The sequence below is a fragment of the Agromyces sp. PvR057 genome (assembly GCF_040547485.1).
GTDB lineage: Bacteria > Actinomycetota > Actinomycetes > Actinomycetales > Microbacteriaceae > Agromyces.
The window spans coordinates 28,527-50,315 of sequence record NZ_JBEPPT010000002.1; the positions used below are offsets into that span (position 1 = coordinate 28,527).

Below are 21,789 nucleotides of genomic sequence, written 5' to 3' on the forward strand. Positions count from 1 at the left end.
CAGACAAGGAGGTCGCATGGAGACGCCGTCGAAGGTGCCCGCCGCCGACCAGACGCTCGCGATCCTCAGCCACCTCGCCGCGCAGCGCGGACCCGTGCCCGCCGCGACCATCGCGCAGGCGCTCGGGGTCCCCCGCTCGACCGTGTACCACCTGCTCGCGGTGATGGCCGAGCGCGGCTTCGTCGTGCACCTGCCGGAGGAGCGCCGCTACGGCCTCGGCGTCGCCGCGTTCGAGCTCTCGAGCGGGTTCAGCCGCCAGCAGCCGCTCGCCCGGCTCGGGCGTCCGCTGGTCGCGGCGCTCGTCGACCGGCTCGGCGAGAGCGGCCATCTGGCCGTGCTGCACGGGCGCGACGTGCTCTACCTCGTCGAGGAGCGCGCGCCCCGGCGTCCGTCGCTCGTGACCGACGTGGGCGTGCGCCTTCCCGCGCACCTCACCGCGACCGGGCGGGCGATGCTCGCCGAACTGCCGCCGGCCCAGCTGCGCGCGCTCTACCCCGACCGCGCGGCGTTCGCGTCGCGGCATCCGTCATCCGAGGCGGATGCGGCGGACTGGTCGTACGGGCGCCTGAAGCGGGTGCTCGCCGAGGTGCGCACGCGCGGCTGGGCGGCCGAGGACGGCGAGGTGACGCCAGGGCTCGCCTCGGCGGGGGCGCCCGTGATCGACCACCTCGGCTGGCCGGCGGCGGCGATCGCGGTCACGTTCCCCGACGACGCCGAGCTGGAGCTGCGCGACCGGGTCGTCGCCGAGGTGCTCGACGCCGCCTCGACCCTGGCGCGGCGCATCGGCGGCGGGCGCTGACGGGCGGCATCCGACCGGTCCTGGACTCGAGGGCGGGTGGAGGCGGGCACCCGAGCCCCGTCGGGCGTGCCCGACTTCCCCGATGCGGGCGGAACCACGTCGGCATGCGATCATCGACGGCGCCCCGGCATCCGGTACTGAGGGGTTACACAATGATCGTTTTGAACGAATGATCATAGAAGTGACGCTTTTGCACGAATCGACTTGACTTTGATCACTCGGGAACGGAAATTGGTGGCACCCCCGAGAAGGAGTCGTTCAATGAAGCACAATCCCCGCACCCGTGCGGTCCTCGCAGCCACCACCATCGCCATCTTCGGCCTCGGCCTCGCCGCCTGCTCCTCGCCCGCGGCATCCGACAGCGCCGACGGTCCGTCCGAGCCCGTCGAGATCACGTTCTCGTCGTGGCTGCGCGGGTCGGAGGAAGTCGTCGCCGCGTTCAACGACGCGCAGGACGACGTCGAGGTCACCTTCAAGCAGGTCGCCTCGGCGAAGGACAACTACACGCAGATCTCGAACGAGGTCGAGGCCGGCACCGCCCCCGACGTCGTCACGATCGAGTACCCCCGCGTCTCCGAGATGGCCACGCAGGGCGTCATCCAGGACATCACCGAGTCCGCCGGAGATCTCGTCGCCGAGGGGTTCTCCCCGTCCGTGCAGTCGCTCGTCAACTTCGGCGGCAAGACCTGGTCGGTCCCGCTCGACGCCGGCGTGCTCGAGTTCTACTACCGGGCCGACCTGTTCGAGCAGTACGGCATCGAGGTGCCGACCACGTGGGAGGAATACCACGCCGCCGCCGCGAAGGTCGCCGCCGCCGACCCGAACGTGCGCCTCGGCGCGAGCATCCTCGGCGACCCGGCCCTGTACGCGGCCGTCGCCTGGCAGAACGGCGCGACGTGGTCGACCGTCGAAGACGACGCGTGGTCGATCGACATCGACGGCAGCGAGACCACGGAGGCCGCGGCATTCCACCAAGGGCTGATCGACGAGGGCCTCGTCTGGACCGACGAAGCCGAGGTGCTCGCACAGAAGCAGGCCGCCGGCCAGCTGCTCTCGGTCGTGAGCGGCGCCTGGTACGGCGCCGGCCTCGCGTCGACGTACCCCGAGCAGGCCGGCATGTGGAAGGTCGCCCAGGTTCCCTCCCCGACCGACGAGCCCTCGAGCGCGATGTACGGCGGGTCGAGCTTCGCGGTCACCCGCGACAGTGAGAAGACCGAGGCCGCGGTCGAGTTCATCCGCTGGATGACGACCGATCCCGCCGGCATCGAGGCCCGCATCTCGCTCGGGGCCTCGACCGTCTTCCCGGTCAACGAGGACGCCCGCGCCGCGGCGGTCGAGGCATTCGACCCGACCTTCTACGGCGGCCAGGACATCTACGAGATCGCCGCGGCCTCGCTCGAGTCGATCCCCGAGGGCTGGGTCTGGGGGCCGGCGACGCCGACCACCTTCACGTCCCTGTCCGACGGCTCCGCGGCGGTTCGCGCCGGCTCCGCGAAGCTGCAGGACATCTTCGCGGACGCGCAGGACGCCACCGTCGAGGATCTCGAGAACCGCGGCATCTCGGTCGACTGATCCGCCTTCGGCCCGGCGCAGCCGGTTCAGGGGCGCCGGCCGTGCTGGCCGGCGCCCCGCCCCAACCTCGGAAGGAGTCGACATGAGCATCTCGACCGCCAGACGTGCGACCGCGGCACGGCGCTCGCGCACGACGCGGCGTTCGCGCCGGGTCGCCGCCCTGTTCCTCGCCCCGTTCTTCGTGCTGTTCGCCCTGTTCACCATCGTGCCGCTGTGCTACTCGCTCGGCCTCAGCCTCTTCAGCGAGCAGTCGAGCGGGCTCGGCTTCGGCGGCACGGAGCAGGTCTTCGTCGGACTCGACAACTTCGTGCGAGCGTTCGGCGACCCGAAGTTCACCTCGGGATTCGTGAACATCTTCCTCTACGTGCTCGTCTACATCCCCACGATGACGCTCGTCGCGCTCGTCGTCGCGCTCCTGCTGGACTCGGCGGCCGCGAAGGCCAGGTCATTCTTCCGGCTCGCCTTCTACCTGCCGAACATCGTCCCCGGACTCATCGCCGCGATCATCTGGCTCTATCTCTACACGCCCGGGATCAGCCCGCTCGTGGACGCGTTCGAGGCCGCGGGAGGCACGTGGGACCTCTCCTCCATGACCGCCGCGATCCTCTCGCTCACGAACCTCTCGGTGTGGCTGCACACCGGGTACAACGTCATCCTCTTCTACGCGGCGCTCCAGGCCGTGCCCCGCGACGTGCTCGAAGCGGCCGCCATCGACGGCGCCGGACCGATCCGCACCGCCCTCGCCATCAAGGCGCGCATGATCGTGGGCGCGATCACGGTCGCCGTGCTGTTCACCGTCGTCGGGGCGATGCAGCTCTTCGCCGAGCCGCTGCTGCTCTCGAGCCGGGCCACGGCCATCACGAGCACCTGGACGCCGAACATGTTCATCTACCAGACCGCCTTCGAGCGCCACGACCTCGGCTACGCGGCCGCCACCGCGGTCATCTTCGCGGTCGTCATCGGCGCCATGTCCTGGGCCGTCACGAAGTTCGGAACGAGGGCCAGCGCATGACCGCGATCGACACCCGCGTGGGCGGCGACCAGCGCCTGCGGACCGAGACCCAGGCGATCACCTCGCCTGCCGACGCCGGTACCGCGGCACGCGGCATCCGTCGCCCTCCGCGGGGGCCGGTGGCACCGCCGCTCATGTCGCGCTGGGTCGTGAACCTCGTGCTCGTGCTCTTCGCGCTCTACACGCTGCTTCCCCTGACGTGGCTCCTCATCGCCTCGACGAAGGACACTCCCGACCTCTTCGGCACTCCGGGATTCTCGTTCGCGGAGTTCAACCTCTTCGAGAACCTCGGGCGCGTCTTCAGCTTCGACGACGGGATCTACGCCCGATGGATGCTGAACACGCTCCTCTACGCCGGACTCGGGTCGGTGGCATCGGTGAGCGTGTCGTTCCTGGCCGGGTACGCCTTCGACAAGTTCGACTTCCCGGGCAAGGAGCGCTGGTTCGCGTTCGTGCTCGTGGGCGTGCTCGTGCCGGCCGCCGTCACGACCGTGCCGCTCTACCTGCTGGCCGCGAACGTCGGGCTCGTCAACACGTTCTGGGGCGTGTTCCTGCCCGGCATCGCGAGCCCGTTCGGCGTCTACCTCGCCCGCGTCTTCTCGGCGAGCTACGTGCCCGTCGAACTCGTCGAGGCGGCGCGCCTCGACGGTGCGGGAGAGTTCCGCACCTTCGCGAGCATCGTCGTGCCGCTCATGAAGCCCGGCATCGTGACGCTGCTGCTCATGTCGTTCAGCGGGATCTGGAACAACTTCTTCCTGCCGCTGGTCATGCTCACCGACAAGGACCTCTTCCCGGTCAGCCTCGGCATCTACACGTGGAACGGCCTCGCGATCGCCGACCCCGAGTTCGCCTCGCTCGTGATCGTCGGCTCGCTCGTGGCGATGCTGCCGGTGATCGCCCTGTTCCTCTCGCTGCAGCGGTACTGGCAGGCGGGCATCGGCTCGGGGGCGCTCAAATGAGCGAGGCCGAGGCCTGGCTCGCGTCGCGCCCCGTCGCCGCCCTCGCCATGCACCCCGACCTAGCGCCGCGACTCTTCGGCGCCGACTGGCGGGAGCGACTGGGCACGCATGTCGACCTCATCGCCGACGTGCTCGACGGAACGGTGCCCGACGGCGCCGACCTGCTCGACGTCGAGGTGCTCATCGCCTGCTGGGGGTGCCCGAGACTCGACGAGCACGCCCTGGCGCGGATGCCGCGACTTCGCGCCGTCGTCTACGCGGCCGGCTCGGTCAAGGGCTTCGCGACGGACGCCTCGTTCGCCCGCGGCATCCGCGTGAGTTCCGAAGCCGCGACCAACGCGCTGCCGGTCGCCGAGTACGCGCTCGCGAGCATCCTCCTGGCGGGCAAGCGCGTCTTCGCGATCTCGGCCGAGTACCGCGAGACCCGCGAGTACCGGCCGGAGGCGAGCCGCCGATCCCGCTGGGGCAACAACGGCGTGCGGGTCGGCATCATCGGCGCCTCGCGCATCGGCCGCCGCGTGATCGAGCTGCTGCGGCCCTTCGACGTGGAGGTGCTGCTCTACGACCCCGTCGCCGACGACGAGATCGCGGGCGTCCGACGGGCGGGCCTGGCCGAGCTGCTCGCCTCGAGCGACGTGGTGAGCCTGCACGCCCCCGAGATGGCCGAGACGCGGCACATGATCGATCGTGCCGGCCTCGCCTCGATGCGCGACGGCGCGACCCTCATCAACACCGCCCGCGGCAGCCTCGTCGAGCAGGACGCGCTCGTGGACGAACTCCGGAGCGGCCGGCTCTACGCCGTCGTCGACGTCACCGAACCCGATGTGCTCGACGAGGATTCGCCGTTGTTCGACGTGCCGAACCTCGTGCTCACGCCGCACATCGCCGGTTCCCAGGGCAACGAGCTGCTGCGCCTCGGCGACGAGACCGTGCGTGAGCTCGCGCGGTTCGCCGCCGGAGAGCCGTTCCGGCACGACATCGCGCCCGAGAACGTGGTTCACCTGGCCTGACCGTTCGCACCACCGACGAAGGGAAATCGAAGATGATGCTCCGCCGTTCGTTCCTCGCCGCCGCCGCCGCATCCGCGGGCCTGGCGCTCATCGGAGCCGAGCCTGCGCACGCGAAGGCGGGCCGGGCGCTGCTCGGCCCGCTCCGCGCGGCGACGGCGGCCGACGTCGCCGCGCTGCGGTCGAGGTGGATCGCCCTGACCGTCGGCGAGGGCCTCGACCTCGCGGACGCGGGCACCGCCACCCGGCTCGCGACGCTCGGTGCCGATGCCGAGACGTGGCTCGCCTCGATGTCGGGCACCTCGGCGTCGCTCTGGCCCGATCTCGTGGTGACGGGCGCCAGTGCCAACGTCACCGCGACGGCCAACCGGCTCCTCACGATCGCCCGCGCGGTCGCGAGCCCGGGCACCGGACTCACGGGGGATGCGGCGGCGACCGCGTCCGTCGCCGCCGGGATCGGCCACACCGCCGCCAACCTCTACACGGCGAGCACACCCGAGTACGGCAACTGGTGGGACTGGCGCATCGGCACCGCGCAGTCGCTGCAGTCGGCGGCGATCCTCGTGCACGGCGCGCTCCCGGCCGCCACGCGAGCCGCGGTCGTGGCCGCGGCCGACCACTTCCTCCCCGACACCGTGTTCGCCGGCAGCCTCGCGACGGGGGCGAACCTCGCCGACATCTGCCTCGGCCGAGCCCTCAGCGGTGCGATCGCCGACGACGGCGGCAGGCTCGCGTCGGCGCGCGACCGGCTCTCGCCCGTCTTCCCGCTCGTGACCTCGGGTGACGGACTCCACGCCGACGGCTCGTTCATCCAGCACACCGTGATCCCCTACACCGGCACCTACGGCGCGGTGCTGCTCGGGTCGACGAGCCGGCTGATCGCCCTGCTCACCGGCACGGAGTGGGCCGTGGTCGATCCGCAACGCCAGGTGCTCTTCGACGCCGTCGAGCGGGCGTTCGCCCCGTTCATGCACGACGGCATCGTGATGGACACGGTCTCGGGGCGCGGCGTCAGTCGCGGGCTCGGCGCCGACGGCGTCTCGTTCGAGAGCGATCACACGCGTGGCCATTCGATCGCGGCATCCGTCGTCGCGCTCGCCGGAGCGGCCTCCACGGCCGAGCGCGCCCGCTGGCGTGCGCTCGCCAAGGGGTGGATCCAACGCGACTCGACGCTGCCGCTCGCCGCCGACACGTCGCTCGGGGTCGCCGCCTACGCCCGCCTGCGAGCCCTGCTCGCCGACCCCGCGGTCGCCCAGGCCGACGAGGGCACCGGCATCCGGGTGTTCGGCGCGATGGACCGCGTCGTCGTGCGGACGACGACCTTCGCCGCATCCATCGCCATGTGCTCGAAGCGCACCTCGTACTACGAGCACGGCAACGGCGAGAACCTGCGCGGCTGGCACGGGAGCAACGGCATGGTCTCGTGGTGGGGCGTCGGCGGAGCGCACGGAGCCCAGTACTCCGACCACTACTGGCCGACCGTCGACCCGTACCGGCTGCCGGGGACGACCGTGTCGCTGAAGCCCCTCGCCGACGGCGCCGGACCGGCGTGGGGCGGTTCGATGCCCACGACGTCGTGGGCGGGCGGAGCCTCGGACGGCCGGGTGGCCGCGGTCGGCATGACGCTCACGGGACTGCAGTCCACCCTCGGCGGCAAGAAGTCGTGGTTCGTCGTCGACGACGCGATCCTCTGCCTCGGCGCGAACATCTCCTCGACCGACGGCGCCGGCGTCACCTCCGTCATCGACAATCGGGCCGTTGGCCAGGGCGGTGCGAACGCGCTCGTCGTCGACGGAGTCGCCCGGGTCGCGACCGCCGGCTCCTCGTACACCGCCGCAGGCCCCGCCTGGGCGCACCTCGAGGGTCACGGCGGGTACGTCTTCCTCGCCCCGGGCCAGCAGGTGGGCGTGCAGCGCACCGATCGAGCCGGTGCATGGAAGACCATCAACACGGGCGGGTCGACCGTCTCCGCCACGCGGCGCTACGTGAGCCTCTACCTCGCACATGGCCAGGACCCGAGCGGCGCCGCGTACGCCTACGCGATGCTGCCGGCCGCCTCGAGCGCGACCACGCAGGCGCGTGCGACGGGGGCGTGGGCGAGCGTGCTGCAGAACGACCGGTTCGCGCAGGCCGTGTCGGTCCCATCCGCCGGGGCGACGCTCGTGAACTTCTGGGAGGTCCCGACGGCGCCGATCGCCGGGCTCTCGGTCACGAAGCCGGCGAGCGTGACCGTGCGCGTCGACGGCACCACGGCGACCATCGCGCTCGCCGATCCGAAGCAGGCCGAGACCACGATCGACCTCGTGTGGTCGCGCGCCGGCTCGGTGGCCGCGCTCGGCGTGGGCGTCGTGAAGCTCGGCGACGGCGCCGACATCCGACTCCGCTTCACCGTCGGCGGCCGCGCCGGTGCCTCGCTCACCGCGACCGTGAACCTGGCCTGACCGCCGAGACCCCACCGAGAGGCAGTTCCGCGTGACCACCTTCGCCATCGACGGCGCCCGATTCCTCCGCGACGGACGCGAGCACCGCGTGCTCTCGGGGGCGCTGCACTACTTCCGCCTGCACCGTGCGCAATGGCCGCGGCAACTCCGGATGCTGCGGGCGATGGGCCTGAACGCGGTCGAGACGTACGTGCCGTGGAACCTGCACGAGCGCGACGAGGGCCGGTTCGAACGACTCGACGACCTCGCCGAGTTCCTCGACCTCGCCGCAGCCGAGGGACTCGACGCGATCGTGCGACCCGGCCCGTACATCTGCGCCGAATGGGAGAACGGCGGGCTGCCGGCGTGGATCACGCACCGGCAGGCCGGCCGGATCCGCTGCCTCGACGACGGCTGGCTCGCCGCCGTCGAGTCGTGGTTCGACGTGCTCATCCCCGTCGTCGCCGAACGCCAGGTGACCCGCGGCGGCAACGTGATCATGGTCCAGGTCGAGAACGAGTACGGTTCGTTCGGCTCGGATGTCGCGTACCTCGAGCGCCTTCGCGACGGGCTCGCCTCGCGCGGGATCGACGTGCCGCTGTTCACGAGCGACGGACCCGAACCGTGGATGCTCTCGGGCGGGCTGGTCGACGGCGTGCTCGCGACGCTCAACTTCGGCAGCGGCGCCCGTGCGGCGTTCGAGGCCCTCGACGAGCTGCGACCGGGCGAACCCCGGATGGTCATGGAGTTCTGGGACGGATGGTTCGACCACTGGGGCGACGGGCATGTCACCCGCGACCCGGCCGACGCGGCTGCGGCGCTCGAGGAACTCCTCGAGGCCGGGGCATCCGTCAACCTCTACATGGCGCAGGGCGGGACCAACTTCGGCACCTGGTCGGGCGGCAACCGGGCGGGTGCGCAGCACGACGGGGTGCCGCAGCCGACCATCACCTCCTACGACTACGACGCGCCGATCGACGAACGCGGGGAGCCGACCGCCAAGTTCGAGCTCTTCCGCGAGGTGCTGCAGCGACTCGGCGGAACGGCGGCCGGTGCCGCGGCGGGTGCGACGTCGCAGCGGTCGGGGCCCGTGCCCGTGCCGTCGCCGATGCCGACGCTGTCGGAGGCCGCCGTCGAGCTCGCCCCCGGGCCGCTGCTCTTCGCCACCTCGCTCGTGCCGGTCGACGCCGTGCGCACTCCGCTCGCGCCGACCCTCGACGAGCTCGGCATCGACCAGGGCGTCGCGTGGCACACGACGGTGCTCCGCGGCCGCCGCCCGCCGATGCCGCTGAGCTGCCTCGGCGTCGGCGACCGCGTCTCGGTGTACGCCGCCGGGCGACTCCTCGCCCGGGCCTCGGGGCCCGACGTGGTGGTCGACCTCCCGGCCGTGCCGGCCGATGGGCTGCGCATCGACCTCGTCGTCGAATCGCTCGGCCGCGTGAACTACGGCCCGCTGGTCGGGGAGCGCAAGGGCATCACCGGACAAGTGCGTCACGGGATCCAGCTCGTGCACGGGTTCTCGACCCGCGCGTGCCGGATCGATGCGCTGCCGCCCGAGTGGCACGACTCCGACGTGTCGACGCTTCCAGGGCCGCGGTTCCGCGTCGGCGCCTTCGAGGCGGATGCCGCGGCCGACGCCTGGCTCGCGATCGACGGCGTCGCGCGGGCGGTGGCGTGGGTCAACGGGTTCTGCCTCGGGCGCCTGATCGGCACCGGACCGCAACGCGCGCTGTACGTGCCGTGGCCCGTCGTCGTGGCCGGCCGCAACGAGGTCGTCGTCCTCGACCTCGAGCCGGGCGACGGCGACGGGGCGGCGGCCCGGGTGGTGGCCGCCCCCGTGTGGGAGGGCTGACGCCGGCCGAGCTCGCCGGCCCGCCCGGCTGCCGGCCCTACGGCTCGGCGCGCCAGACCCTGGTCGAGTTGCGCACGCGGAGCGTGGGCACGAGGGCGACGTGCTCGGCGCCGATCGACGCCGCACCGGTCGCGCGGGCCGCGATGCGCTCGGCGATGAGCCGGAACGCACGCCGGCCGATCTCGGCCTTCTGCGGCGCCACGGCGGTCAGCGCAGGCTGGGCGAGCTCGGCGCTGATGTCGTCGTAGCAGACGAGCGACAGGTCGTCGGGGACCCGCACGCCGGCGCCGTCGAAATGCGCGAGCAGGCGCATGGCGAGCTGGTCGTTGTGCACGACGACCGCCGTGGCGCCCTGTTCGACGAGGGCGAGCAACGCCCGCACGGACTCGGCGGTATCGCCCGGTCGTTCGGTGATCTCGCCCAGCGATCGCACCCCGGTGGCGCGGATGCCGTCGAGGTACCCGGTGCGGATCGGGACGGTGTTCGGCCCGTCGATCGCGATGAACGCGAGCCTCGTGTGCCCGAGGTCGGCGAGGTGGCGCACGGCGGAGGCGCAGCCCACGTCGTGCGCGGACACCACGCGGTCGAGCTCCGCACCACGGCCGCCGGCGCTCATCTGGCGTTCGACGAGCACGACCGGCACGCGGATCGAGGCGAGCCACTCCTGCACCTCGTCGCTCACGACGCCCGTCGCGTAGTCGGGTGTCGGCGCGAGCAGGAGGCCGTCGACGCCGCGGTCGACGAGCCGGCTCGCGAGTCGCATCTCGAGCTCGCTGTCGTAGGCCGAGACGCCGAGCGTGAGTCGGGCGCCGTGGTCGACGGCCGCGGCGCGGGCGCCGTGCACGACGGTGCCGAAGTAGTACTCCGCGTGCGGTGCGACCATGCCGATGGTCAGCTGCGACCGCGCTTCGGATGCCTCGTGGCCGGTGACGCCCGTCACGGAGCCGTGCGTGCGTCGCACGCGCCCTTCTGCGGCGAGGTGCTCGACGTCGCGTCGCACGGTCACCGCTGAGACGTCGAGCTCTTCGGAGAGCTCGGCGAGTCGCCAGGACGCGCCCTCCGACACGAGGCGGACGATCTCGGCCCGTCGATCGGTGACGCTTCGGCTCATGTGCGTGCTCTTCTCTCGCCGACCGCGGCGCCTGGTTCGAGGTGTGATCGAATGATCGACTTGATGATCAATATACGCATCGGTGATCGTATTCCGTTCAGCCGAACCGGATGACCGCGATCCCGAGTGCGGCCGCGACGGTCATCGTCGCGCGCACCAGGGTCATCCGCTCCCGGAACAGGGTCGCGCCGATGATCGCGGCGAACAGCACGCTCGACTCGCGGAGCGCGGACACGACCGCGAGCGGGGCGAGGCTCTGCGCCCAGACGACCGTGCCGTACGCGATCAGCGAGAGGAGGCCCCCGACGAGGCCGGGCACGAGGTTGCGCCGCAGGTCGAGGCTCAGCATCCCCCGCGGCGACTGCCGCCGGAGCAGCAGGAGGCAGGTCGCGACGAGGAGCGCACCGTGCAGCAGGAACAGCCACGCCATGTAGGGGAAGGCGTCGCCGGCGGCGCGCACGCCGATGCCGTCGATGAGCGAGTAGGCCGCGATGGCGCACCCGGTGAGCGCCGCGAAGCCGACGGCGCCGAGGTCGATCCGGGTTCCGCGCGCCGGCGCCGCGAGTGCGAACAGGGCGATGGCGACCACGGCCACGCCCAGCGACTGCACGGGCGTGAGCGTCTCTCCCAACAGGCCCACCGACACCGCGATGACGATCACGACCGACGTTCCGCGCGCGAGCGGATAGGCCTGGCTGAACTCGCCGCGCGCGTAGGCCGCGGAGAGCAGCAGCATGTAGGCCGTCTGCACGAGCACCGAGGCCGCGATGAACGGCACCGCCGCCGGGGTCGGCAGCGGCAGCGCGATGGCGCCGATCGCACCCGTGACGCAGTAGACGGTGCCGATGAGCGCCGAGACCGTCGTGCGATCGGGCGCCGCCTTCGCGATCGCGTTCCAGGCGCTGTGCAGCGCCGCGGCCAGCAGCACCGGCGCGATGACGAGTGCGGTCATGCGCGATCCGCCACGGCGGAGGCGCTCGCGTCGCGGGCGGCGAGGGCGATCGGCAGGTCGGTCGACCGCAGCATCCGCCGGCGCTTCACGTCCCATCCTTCGACGCGGATCCGGTCGTCGAACACGACGAGCCGCACCGCCTGGTGCTCGTCCTGCTGGCCCGTGACGACCTCGACGCCGTCGTCGTCGAGCCCGTACATCAGCTCGAGCGCGCCCGTCGAGACGATCGCGAACCCGCGGGGGTCGCCGCCTGGCACGCGCCGTCGTATCACGGCGTCCTCGCTGCCGAGGTCCCAGTGGGTGTGGCCCGAGAGCATGACGACGTTCGGGTGCGCTCCGAGCAGCGCCTCGAGCTCGGCCTGCTCGAGGTAGTCGTCGGCCGAGAACGGCAGGTGGCTGCCGGCGACGCTGCAGGGGAGCGGGTGATGGCTGAGGAGCAGCACGGTGCTGCCGACCGCGGCCCAGTGCTCGAGCCTCGACCTGAGCCACGCGAACTGCCGCGCCGACATCGCCACGAACGGGCCGGCACCGTTCAGCGCGCGGTAGTCGTATGCCTCGGAGCCGATCGCCAGCACGGGCAGGCCGGCGATCTCGGTCTCGCCCCACACCGTGTCGCGGCCCGCGAATTCGAGGAACCGCGCCGACATCGCGGCGTGGCCGTCGGGCCCGTAGAGCTCGTGGTTGCCGAGCGCCGCGAATCGGCGCCCGGAGGGGTGAGGGTGGCGGTCGCAGGCTGCGCGCAGGTCGGCCCAGTTCTGCGCGGTGCCGTGGGCGACGAGGTCGCCGACCATGAGGAGCGCGTCGGATGCCGGCTCGCACCGCTCGAAGAAGCGCACGCTGTCGGCGAGGTCGTCGAGATCGCCCTGGATGTCGCTCACGACGTCGATGGCACCGCGCGGCGTTCCCGGCTCGCACCATGCCTCGGCGTGCACCTCGACCTCGGCGACGGCCCAGAAGCACGTCCCGGCCGGGTCGGGTGCCGGCAGGAACGACCAGCGGACGGTCATGGCGAAGACCCCGGCCGGCACGTCGATCGTGATGGCCGCGTGGCTCGACCCGCGGGCCGCGCCGGCGCGATCGTGGCGCACCACGACCGGGTCGCGGTCGTCGAACGCGACCTCGACGAGGGCTTCCGCGTTGCCGGCGAGGCGGAGGTGCTCGTCGAACTCGAGGACCGCGGTGCGGCGGCCGTCGAGCCGAACGTCGGGCGCCGTCAGGACGGCGGGCCGGCCGGAGCCGGGGCGCTCCGCGTCGGCGACGGCGATGGTCGCACCGGCGCCCCTCGTGAACGCCTTCCTGGCGAGCAGGCCGTTCGAGCCATCGCCGGGATGCCGCATCCATTCGTCAGGAGGGAGGAGGTCCCACCCCGAACGGGTCCACTCCGCGTCGAACGCGATCGAGGCGAGCGGGTCTCGGCTCAGCGACAGGAGCGCTTCGCGGTGCAGCGGCGAATTCATACGACCATTCAGCCGTAAGAACGCTCAATGCGGAAGATAATCTGATCAAACAATCAAAACGATCGCCGAACCACGAGCGTCTGCCATGGCGCCATGGTGGGCGGCAGCATCCGTTCGCCCGGCATGTTGGCGAGCACCGTCTCGGCGCCCGACCACGACTCGCGCACGTCGGCGGGCACGGCCGCCGGGTCGTCCGAGCAGTTCGCGATGACCAGGAGCGCCGTCCGCTCGCCGGTGCGGGTGTAGGCGAACAGCTGGGGATCATCGGGCGCCACCAGGTCGAACACCCCGTCGATCACCACCGCCTCGGTGTGCCGCAGCTCGATCAGCCTGCGGTACCAGGCGAAGACGGATGCCGCGTCCGCACGTTGCGCCTCCGCGTTGATGCTCGCGTGGTCGGGGTTCACGCGGATCCATGGCTCGCCCTCGGTGAAGCCCGCGTTGCGTCCGCCGGTCCACTGCATGGGGGTCCTCGCATTGTCCCGCCCGGACCGCACGATGTCGGCGAGCACCTGCGGGTCGAGCGTCCCGTCGCCCGCGAGTGCCGAGACGCGGGCGTGGTTCAGGCTCTCGATGTCGCGGAGCTCCTCGAGCGCGGTGAACGGCATGTTCCTCATGCCGAGCTCCTCGCCCTGGTAGACGTAGGGCGTACCGCGCTGCAGGTGCAGGACGGTCGCGAGCGCCGTCGCCGACGTGTACCAGTGCTCGGCGTCGTTGCCGAACCGGGACACGACGCGCGGCTGGTCGTGATTGTTCCAGTACAGGCTGTTCCAGCCGACGTCGGCGAGCTCGCGCTGCCAGCCGGCGAACGACCGCTTGAGCTCGACGAGCTCGTACCCGCGCGGGCTGAACCGCCCGCCCTGCCCGTGATCGAGGCCGACGTGCTCGAAATGGAAGACCATGTCGAGCTCGCGCCGATCGGGGTCGGTGTACAGCCGGGCCTTCGCCGGCGTCGCGTCGACCATCTCGCCGACCGTCACGAGGTCGGCATCACGGCCCGCGAAGACTTCGCGGTGCATCTCCTGGAGGAACTCGTGGATGCGCGGGCCGGAGCCGAAGAGCTCGATGCCGTCGCCGAACGCGCCCTCGGAGGGGACCGGACCGTCGGGGAGGTCGGGGTGCTTGGAGATGAAGCTGATCACGTCCATGCGGAAGCCGTCGACGCCTCGATCGAGCCACCAGTTCATCATCCGGTGGATCGCCGCGCGCACATCCGGGTTCTCCCAGTTCAGGTCGGGCTGCTTCTTCGAGAAGAGGTGCAGGTAGTACTGGCCGGTCGCCTCGTCGAGGGTCCAGGCGGGTCCGGAGAAGAACGAGCCCCAGTTGTTGGGCTCTGCGCCGTCGCGCGGGTCGCGCCAGATGTACCAGTCCCGCTTGGGATCGTCTCGGCTCGAGGCCGACTGCCGGAACCAGTCGTGCTCGTCCGAGGTGTGGTTGACGACGAGGTCCATGACGAGCTTCATACCGCGGGCGTGCAGCCCTGCGATGAGGTCGTGGAGATCCTCGAGTGTCCCGAAGCTCGGGTCGACCGCGTAGTAGTCGCTGATGTCGTACCCGTTGTCGTCCTGGGGTGAGGCGTACACGGGCGAGAGCCAGACCACGTCGACGCCCAGATCTTCGAGGTGACCGAGGTGGTCGATGATGCCGGGGATGTCGCCGATGCCGTCGCCGTTGGAGTCCGCGAAGCTCCGCGGATAGACCTGGTACACGACGGCGGCCTTCCACCACGGGTCGTCGGCGCCGAGGCCCGGGTGGCGGGTCGCCCGCGCCGGCGGAGCGTCGTCGAGGTGCACGGGGTCGTTCACTGCGGCCATGCAGACCATTCAGCAGCACGCGCGCCGCCGACGGAAGTCGGGCCCGTCGAACGGTCGATTCGATCATCGGCCGGGTGCCCGGTCGCGCGCCGGACCCGACTTCGCACCCCGCGAGACATGCGCCCTCATGCCGATGGCAGTTTCAGCGCCCTTTGACATCTCGGCAGAATGGCCATCTCTCGCGGATCTCTCCGTCGATGCGGAGGTGCAGTAGACGTACCCGTCCGGGCGTTGTCATCGGGCGGGGTAAACGGGAATCCCGTTCCGCGGCGCCCGCGAGATCGCCTCGGCGGTCGGCTCACGCCCGCTGCCCGACCGGCTTCCGGACGGCAGATAAGGGATCCCCAATGCGTCCCTCAAGTCGTTTCGCGGAGGATCAACACCGCATCGGTATCGGGTCCCGCAGCAGGCGGGGGCGACCCGGTCGCGGCGCTGAGCGCAAGCCGCGCGAGATAACGGCCCAGGCCTGCACTGTCTACGCGCACGCTCGACAACGACGGCACGAAGAGACTTGCCAGAGGGCTGTCGTCGTGTCCGACCACCTTCAGCTGCTGCGGGACGGCCACACCGGCGCGGAGGGCAGCGCCGATGATTGTCGCCGCAATGTCGTCGTTGTAGGCAACGATCCCGTCCACGCCCCTCGCGAGCCACTGGTCCACCACCTCAGCGACGTTGGCGTGGTCAAGGTCTGCGTCGCCGGCGAAGGATCGGTTTGCGGTCACAACGGCCGGATGTCATTCAATCCGTACCGATGTCGTCGGCTCAACACAGGGGCGAACCGCGCCATCCATCTGACCGCGATTCCACACCCACTCGTCAAGCACGAGCTGGTCGCGATTGACCTGATCGACGAGATCGAAGTCCGTTCCGACAAGGGTGACTTCGATTCGATTCCAATCATCAGCACCCAAATCGAGACCGATGGAAGTATCTCCGGGATCGACGGACAGGAAGTGCCCCTCGGGCATGGGAGCCGGCGCGAAGGTCATTTCCAAGTCCGCCGCGTCGTCATGCTCGTACGCCCATGGGACCACGAAGTGCTGCAGGTCGAACTTGACGCCAGTGACCTCGCCCATGTCAGTGCAAGACCCGACGTCCAGTCCGCCGTCTGACCCGAGGCGAAATGCCATTGGAGGGGCGGTGATGCAGGCCGAGAGGGTGGTCACCACAACGGCCATCAACCCAATCTGGATCGTCAGGCGACCGCGGGCGTGTCGGCGGGAACGCATATCGGGAGGCTAGTTGAGCAGGCCACGCCGCGGGTCGAAACCATCATCACGATCACGCCTCAATACAGGGGTAGCTGGGAGTGACGGATCGACCGCAAGCGGATCCGCTTGCGGGACTTGGGCGCCGCGTAGACCGACCGGCTGCGGGCGCACAGCAGACCCGTCGATCAGGGAAATCCCCGCTCAGCCTGAACCATCAGCAATGCGGCGGCCGCAACGATCAACCCCAGCACGGCGAGTCCGATCAGGACGTAGGCGGCCGCACCGCGACGATAGCCGCGAAGGACCGCTAAGCCCAGCAGCGCGACTATCGCTCCGACTGCGGCCGAAACGACCAGCACGACCTCGAAGACCGACATCCACGCCAGACTCACGGCTCGACCGTACTCATCCAAGGCGGACGTCTCGGCGATACGGGCCACTACAGGGACCGCCAGGATCATCACGCAGGCACCGATGATGGCTCCCAACGAATACAGGGCGTAGGCCCAGAATCGCCGCTGACCGCTGGCACTTGGCTCGGGCCCGTCGGTGGCGCGCGGCCCCGCATCCAGCGTCATCGATGATGCTCCCTTCCGGCACGAAGCCGCGTGATGCACAGCTCGCATCGGGTAGCGAGGCCTCGGATCGCAGCGTAACGCTTCGTGCACCGAGGGTGACGGGTCGCCAACCGAAAACCAGGCCCACGAGTCGCCTGTGTGCGACACCACAAGTGGATCCGCTATCGGGCGCGCGCCGCTATGTTGAGGGCGTGCAGCTTGGATCAGATCAGGGCCCCAGAGCCGAGTTCGAGATACTCGGCTACCAGTTCCCAGCTGCGAAGCCCAGGGACTCTTGGGATGCGAATTGGCTCAACGTCGCAGCACGGATTCGCTTGGAGAATGGACGCGGCTGGGAGTTCACAAGCCCCTGCCTGACCACGTTCGAGGCTGCCCAGCTCGGCTCATGGCTCCAAGATCTGAGCGGGGTCGAGAATCAGGGAGAGCCTCGCTCCGGCACCGTCACCAAGCCCGGGGAAAGGCTCATCTTCACCGAGCCGGTGCTCGCATTCGAAGCCGAGACAACATCCGGTGGCGGGCTCGCAATCCGGATCCTTCTAGATCTCGAGGCGCGGCCGCCATGGGAGCCGTGGGAACAATGGACGGGCGAGAATCAGTTCGTTCTGCTCATCCCCATCAATCGGCAGCAACTCCATGTCGCGGCTCGACAATGGGCTGAAGAGCTCGCTCTATTCCCAGAGCGTTGAACGATGGTCGAGCGGGGCGCCGACCGATCCGTCAGCGTGACTTTGGCTAGCCTTCGGATATGAGCTCGACGGCGACCAATGAGGGCGTGCAACCATCCGCGCGCGATGGAGGTACGTCCGGCGTGATCCTTGGTGTGGTCGGCGCACTGCTGACCCTGGGTGCTCTTGGAATCGCGATGGTCGACTCATGGCGTGCGTGGGAACGTTGCAGCTACGCGGCACCGCCCCCGGGTTACACGGGATCCTCGGTCGATTCCAGCGCATCGCTGTTTCCGCTCGGCTATCGATGTTCCTGGGGGCACGACGACTTGGTCGCAACTGTCACCTTCGGGAACTGGCCGCTCACGGCCGCAGCGCTAGCCGGAATCATCCTCGTCGCAGTCAGCGGGTGGCTCGTCGCACGATCACGTCGGCAATAGCGGATCCCTCAGTGAGTCAGGGGCATCCGGGTACAGTGCGCAGATGGCCCCATGCCCCAGATGTCACCAAGGAACAGTCGGGACGTACATGCTCGACGTCGCAAGCAGACGGATGCAGATCTGCGACGAGTGCGAAGCGGTCTGGCCCGATGGCGCGGTGCTTGAGGTTCCGGGGTTCGCGCAGCTCTACGAAGTCTTCACTGCACAGGGTCTATCGGAGTCTTGGGATCATCTCACCGAAGTTGACGAAGTCGGCGATACCTCTTCGGTCTGACTCGTCCGCGGGAAGGGATCGTTAGGAGGACACTCACGCATTGGGCCGCACGCGTCAGTTCTGGTCGCTGTCGTTCCAGAATCTACGTGCCCTGTTGGCCGCGTCGGCGATCGCGTCACCGTCCAAGACAACGTCCGCGGCGTGGATATCGGCTTGCGCCCACTCGGCAACGAAAGTCAGTTCGCCCCGCATCGTCTCTGGTGCCCACACCCACAGCCCTCCCGAGCCCGTGAACCTGTAATCGTTTCCGTGTCCTCCGGCGCGTCGAGGCATAACGGTCGGCGGCCGCACTGATTCGGGGCCGCCCTCGTTGGCGATGACATCGCCTGCCAGAGGAAGCTTGGTGCCATGGGTTGGAGTGATCCCAAATCGAAGGCTCGTGTCGCCACCTTCTGGCTGCCGGATCCAACCGACAGACCGCGTCGCTGAGTCGACGAGTTGATGCCACTTTGCTTCCTCGTCAGTTCGTCGCAGCGCCCAATCGACAACCACTTCAAAGCCGGTGCTGTACACCCGCACTTCCCGTAGGACTAGTGCGGCCGCGTTCGTGCGGGCGATGAATTCATCGAGGATGATCCGGGCGGGCAGTTCGTCCTCGGGTGCGTTCATCCAATCGGGCGCACGTGCGGCTGCAGGCACAGAATTTCGACGTGCCGCGGCGTCTTCATCATCGAAGAATCCGATTGGGCCCGGCGTCGGCGGCTGCATTCCACGAACCTAACCGATCCCTCCGCCCACCGGTCCCCGCCCGAGTAGCGCCCCGCAAGGCGATCCGCTTACGGCCCGAGGCTGTCGCGTTGAAGGACCCTCAGCCCCGACGCCGCCACCACGGCGTTCGTGAGGCCCGCTGCGCGTGTTCGCGCTCGTGCTCGTGCCGTCGGCGCTCCTCGCTCGCCTGGCGCTGTCGGGCGTCACGGCGCTCGCGCCACGCGCGGATCTCGTCGTCGGCATCCCGGGTCGGGGTCACGACGGGCGGACCGCCGAGCAGTTGGCGGCGCGCCTCGATCACGCGCCGATTGAAGTCCTCGACCGCCTCGCGCACCTCGGACTCGCGGTGCATCCCATCCAGGCGTGCCTCGAGCTGCGTGTTCTCGACCCGAAGGGTGAGCGCTGGGGGACCCAATCCGCTGAGCTGCTCGCGCTCGATCTTGCGGCGGATCCACCAGTCGGGGTCGTGCTGCCCGGTCAATCCCTCGAGGGGTTTTCCCGCGCCGGGGAGATCGTCGAACTCGCCGCGGCGGATCGCCTGCTGGATCGCGGTCTCCACGAACGCCGCCCGCTCCGCCTCCGTGGACGGTCGAGCCCGTTCCGTCGCCTGGTCGGTGTCGTCGGGATCTTCGCCACGGGCGATCGCCTCGTCACGGGCGAGGCGATCGAGCCGGTACTGCGACGCGGCGCGCTGCGGATCCTCGCTCACCCTCGACCTCCCTCGCGGCGTCGGACATCCCTCTTCCACGATACGACGAAGGCGAGCGGCATCCGCTCGTCCGATCGCTCGAAGACCCAGCGTTCGTTCACCCGCGATCGGTAGCGTGGCGACGCCGACGGGCACCCCTCACCGACCGCCGACCATCGGAGCCGCATGACTCCCCTGACGACCATCGCGACCGCGACGCTCGAGACCGCCGACCACGGCTTCACGGGCCTCACCGGCTTCGCCGCCGACATCCTGAGCGCCCTCGGCGACATCGGGGTCGGCGTGCTCGTGTTCCTCGAGGTGCTCATCCCGCCCATCCCGAGCGAGGTGATCCTGCCGTTCGCGGGCTACCTCAGCCAGTCGGGCGACCTGCACCTCGGATGGCTCATCGTGTGGTCGACGCTCGCGTCGGTGCTCGGCGCCCTGCTGCTCTACGCGCTCGGCGCGGCGATCGGCATCCGTCGCGCCATCGACTGGATCGCGTGGACGCGGCTCGTCAGCCGCACCGACCTCGAGGGCGGCGCCGCGTGGTTCCACCGGCACGGGCGCTGGTCGGTGCTGTTCGGCCGCATGATCCCGGGCGTTCGCAGCCTCATCTCGCTGCCCGCCGGCGCCGATCGGATGCCGCTGCTGACCTTCGTGGTCTTCACCGCGCTCGGCTCGGCGGCGTGGAACTCGCTGCTCATCGGCGTGGGGGCGGCGCTCGGCACGCAGCACGAGGCGCTCGACCACTGGCTGCAGTACCTCGACTACCTCGTCTACGGCGCGATCGGCGTCGGGCTCGTGGTGCTCGTCGTGCGTCGCATCCGCGAGCACCGCGCCGTGCAGCGCGAAGCCGGCGAGGCCGCAGGGTCCTGAGCGGATGCCGCGGCGGCCGCCCGCGGCATCCGCTCGCGCCGTTACCCAAGCGTGACGCCACCGCGTGGCATCGCGGCACGGTGGCAGGTAGGTTCGTCGGATCCGCCCACGCGGCCGACCCGGAGATCTCACCCATGCCAGACACCCCTGCGGCGCCAGACGCGCCCGCCGCGGAATCCGCCGAGCCCTCGGCGGCGGCCGCCGAACCCGCGGCGGGACTCGCCGGCACCGCGCGCCGCACCTCGTGGTGGGTGCCGGTGCTCGCCGTCGGCGTCGCGGTGCTCGGCGCGACCGGCACGTACCTCGGGGCAGGGTACGTCGCGCACGCCGTTCGCACCGACCACATCGCGGCGGTCGACGAGCTCGAGCAGCGCGCCGACGACGCCCGCGGCGACCTGAAGGCGGCCATCACCCGCGCCGGGTCCGCGGGTGACCAGGGCGCGGCCGTCACGGCGGTCGTCGTCGACGGACTCGGCGCCGACGAACTCGCCGTCGAGCTCGAGGCGGCCGCGACCACCGCGGCCGAACTCGCGGCGACCGCGGTCGAGCCGCTGCCAGACCCGATCGCGTACGACCGGGGTGGGACGCGGCCGGCGTGGGTCAGCGTCATCGAGGTGCTCGAGACCCGAGAGCGGGGCCGCGCACTGCTCGACGAGCTCGAGGCCATGACGATCGCCGCCGGCGACATCGACGCCGCCGCCACCGCCGCCGAGGAGGCCCGCGTCGCCTTCTACGCCTCGGCAGCAGACAGCGCCGCCGCCGTGCTCGACGCGAACCAGGTCGCCACCTACGAGTCGCGCATCGCCGTGCAGCACGGCATCGACCAGGCCGGCGACGACTGGTTCGAGTCGCCGAACAGCGTCGGCGCCTACGTGAAGCTCTCGAAGGCTGTCGACGCCGTGCGGGCCTCGGCCGGTGCCGAGGCGGCGCGCCGGGCCGAGGTCGACTACGCCGCTCGCGGGCCCATCGAGGACTTCGCGAGGTCGATCGCGCACGGCGTGAACCTCGACTTCCGCTGGGCGAACGTCGTGGCCGACAAGTCCAGCGACGACGGCTGGTACGCGGGCACGGCGCTCTACCGCTACGGCGACGGCGGCTGGGCGACGATCGAGCTCAGCCACAGCATCGGCTGGCATTTCGGCGACGACGTCAACGCGAAGGCCGTCGTCGTGCACGAGGTCGGCCACGCCCAGGTCGTCCGGCCCGAGTGCGAGCCGCTCTTCACGGGGCCGGTCTTCGGCGGCGACGACGAGATGTGGGCGACCGCGTGGGCGATCGCCGCGGGCTACGACGTCGAGGGGTCTGGCATCCAGGCCTACGGCCGTCCGAGCGACGCGCAGATCGCCGAAGCCGGGAAGTGCCGCTGAACACGTCACCCCGGCCGGCTCCGG

Annotated in this window: 20 protein-coding genes; 11 read left to right on the forward strand and 9 right to left on the reverse strand. The window is 70.5% G+C overall.

Going from position 1 to position 21,789, the window contains the following annotated elements; genetic code table 11:
• Positions 1-16 precede the first annotated feature (16 nt).
• From ABIC29_RS09390 to ABIC29_RS09420, 7 genes are all read left to right on the forward strand, one after another.
• A complete protein-coding gene (locus ABIC29_RS09390; protein ID WP_116084599.1) occupies positions 17-799 on the forward strand; it encodes an IclR family transcriptional regulator in 783 nt (260 codons plus the stop codon).
• A gap of 261 nt (positions 800-1,060) precedes the next feature.
• Positions 1,061-2,371 (forward strand): ABC transporter substrate-binding protein, encoded by a 1,311-nt coding sequence (locus tag ABIC29_RS09395; RefSeq protein WP_354244718.1) that lies wholly within the window; start codon positions 1,061-1,063, stop codon positions 2,369-2,371.
• An 82-nt stretch (positions 2,372-2,453) separates the two neighbouring features.
• Positions 2,454-3,383: a carbohydrate ABC transporter permease gene (locus ABIC29_RS09400; protein WP_354244721.1), complete on the forward strand. Its 930-nt coding sequence runs from the start codon at positions 2,454-2,456 to the stop codon at positions 3,381-3,383.
• Complete coding sequence (locus ABIC29_RS09405) at positions 3,380-4,342, forward strand: carbohydrate ABC transporter permease (RefSeq protein WP_354244723.1); 963 nt, start codon at positions 3,380-3,382, stop codon at positions 4,340-4,342. Before ABIC29_RS09400 ends, ABIC29_RS09405 begins: the two co-directional genes overlap by 4 nt.
• Positions 4,339-5,352 (forward strand): hydroxyacid dehydrogenase, encoded by a 1,014-nt coding sequence (locus ABIC29_RS09410; RefSeq protein ID WP_354244726.1) that lies wholly within the window; start codon positions 4,339-4,341, stop codon positions 5,350-5,352. The genes ABIC29_RS09405 and ABIC29_RS09410 overlap by 4 nt, the downstream gene beginning before the upstream one ends.
• A gap of 32 nt (positions 5,353-5,384) precedes the next feature.
• The gene (locus ABIC29_RS09415; protein WP_354244729.1) at positions 5,385-7,790 is read left to right on the forward strand and encodes a polysaccharide lyase 8 family protein; all 2,406 of its coding nucleotides are present in this window, start codon (positions 5,385-5,387) and stop codon (positions 7,788-7,790) included.
• A gap of 31 nt (positions 7,791-7,821) precedes the next feature.
• Complete coding sequence (locus ABIC29_RS09420; RefSeq protein WP_354244732.1) at positions 7,822-9,621, forward strand: glycoside hydrolase family 35 protein; 1,800 nt, start codon at positions 7,822-7,824, stop codon at positions 9,619-9,621.
• A gap of 37 nt (positions 9,622-9,658) precedes the next feature.
• Here ABIC29_RS09420 and ABIC29_RS09425 read toward each other — a convergent pair whose 3' ends face one another.
• From ABIC29_RS09425 to ABIC29_RS09455, 7 genes are all read right to left on the reverse strand, one after another.
• A complete protein-coding gene (locus ABIC29_RS09425) occupies positions 9,659-10,732 on the reverse strand; it encodes a substrate-binding domain-containing protein (protein WP_354244735.1) in 1,074 nt (357 codons plus the stop codon).
• Between the two features lie 97 nt (positions 10,733-10,829).
• Positions 10,830-11,684 carry an EamA family transporter gene (locus tag ABIC29_RS09430; protein WP_354244737.1) on the reverse strand — a complete coding sequence of 285 codons (855 nt, stop codon included), beginning with the start codon at positions 11,682-11,684 and terminating at the stop codon, positions 10,830-10,832.
• Positions 11,681-13,141, reverse strand: a complete 1,461-nt coding sequence (locus ABIC29_RS09435) for a metallophosphoesterase (RefSeq protein ID WP_354244740.1) — start codon at positions 13,139-13,141, stop codon at positions 11,681-11,683. Before ABIC29_RS09435 ends, ABIC29_RS09430 begins: the two co-directional genes overlap by 4 nt.
• A gap of 53 nt (positions 13,142-13,194) precedes the next feature.
• Positions 13,195-14,955 (reverse strand): alpha-glucosidase, encoded by a 1,761-nt coding sequence (locus ABIC29_RS09440; protein WP_354244743.1) that lies wholly within the window; start codon positions 14,953-14,955, stop codon positions 13,195-13,197.
• Between the two features lie 356 nt (positions 14,956-15,311).
• Positions 15,312-15,677 carry a substrate-binding domain-containing protein gene (locus tag ABIC29_RS09445; protein WP_354244745.1) on the reverse strand — a complete coding sequence of 122 codons (366 nt, stop codon included), beginning with the start codon at positions 15,675-15,677 and terminating at the stop codon, positions 15,312-15,314.
• A 12-nt stretch (positions 15,678-15,689) separates the two neighbouring features.
• On the reverse strand, positions 15,690-16,184 hold the full coding sequence (locus ABIC29_RS09450; RefSeq protein WP_354244748.1) for a hypothetical protein: 495 nt from the start codon (positions 16,182-16,184) through the stop codon (positions 15,690-15,692).
• Between the two features lie 167 nt (positions 16,185-16,351).
• Positions 16,352-16,744, reverse strand: coding sequence for a hypothetical protein (locus ABIC29_RS09455; RefSeq protein ID WP_354244751.1), 393 nt, complete (start codon positions 16,742-16,744; stop codon positions 16,352-16,354).
• 5 nt (positions 16,745-16,749) lie between these two features.
• Here ABIC29_RS09455 and ABIC29_RS18995 point away from each other — a divergent pair, with 5 nt between their 5' ends.
• Complete coding sequence (locus ABIC29_RS18995; protein ID WP_502915483.1) at positions 16,750-17,430, forward strand: WapI family immunity protein; 681 nt, start codon at positions 16,750-16,752, stop codon at positions 17,428-17,430.
• A gap of 507 nt (positions 17,431-17,937) precedes the next feature.
• Positions 17,938-18,123 carry a hypothetical protein gene (locus ABIC29_RS09465; RefSeq protein WP_354244757.1) on the forward strand — a complete coding sequence of 62 codons (186 nt, stop codon included), beginning with the start codon at positions 17,938-17,940 and terminating at the stop codon, positions 18,121-18,123.
• Between the two features lie 54 nt (positions 18,124-18,177).
• Here the strand turns inward: ABIC29_RS09465 and ABIC29_RS09470 are convergent, their stop codons facing one another.
• Together ABIC29_RS09470 and ABIC29_RS09475 are read right to left on the reverse strand one after the other, a co-directional pair.
• Complete coding sequence (locus tag ABIC29_RS09470) at positions 18,178-18,831, reverse strand: hypothetical protein (protein ID WP_354244760.1); 654 nt, start codon at positions 18,829-18,831, stop codon at positions 18,178-18,180.
• A 100-nt stretch (positions 18,832-18,931) separates the two neighbouring features.
• A complete protein-coding gene (locus ABIC29_RS09475) occupies positions 18,932-19,540 on the reverse strand; it encodes a DnaJ family domain-containing protein (protein WP_354244763.1) in 609 nt (202 codons plus the stop codon).
• A gap of 165 nt (positions 19,541-19,705) precedes the next feature.
• Here ABIC29_RS09475 and ABIC29_RS09480 point away from each other — a divergent pair, with 165 nt between their 5' ends.
• Complete coding sequence (locus ABIC29_RS09480) at positions 19,706-20,398, forward strand: DedA family protein (protein WP_354244766.1); 693 nt, start codon at positions 19,706-19,708, stop codon at positions 20,396-20,398.
• 134 nt (positions 20,399-20,532) lie between these two features.
• Positions 20,533-21,765 carry a hypothetical protein gene (locus ABIC29_RS09485; RefSeq protein WP_354244769.1) on the forward strand — a complete coding sequence of 411 codons (1,233 nt, stop codon included), beginning with the start codon at positions 20,533-20,535 and terminating at the stop codon, positions 21,763-21,765.
• Positions 21,766-21,789: the final 24 nt, after the last annotated feature.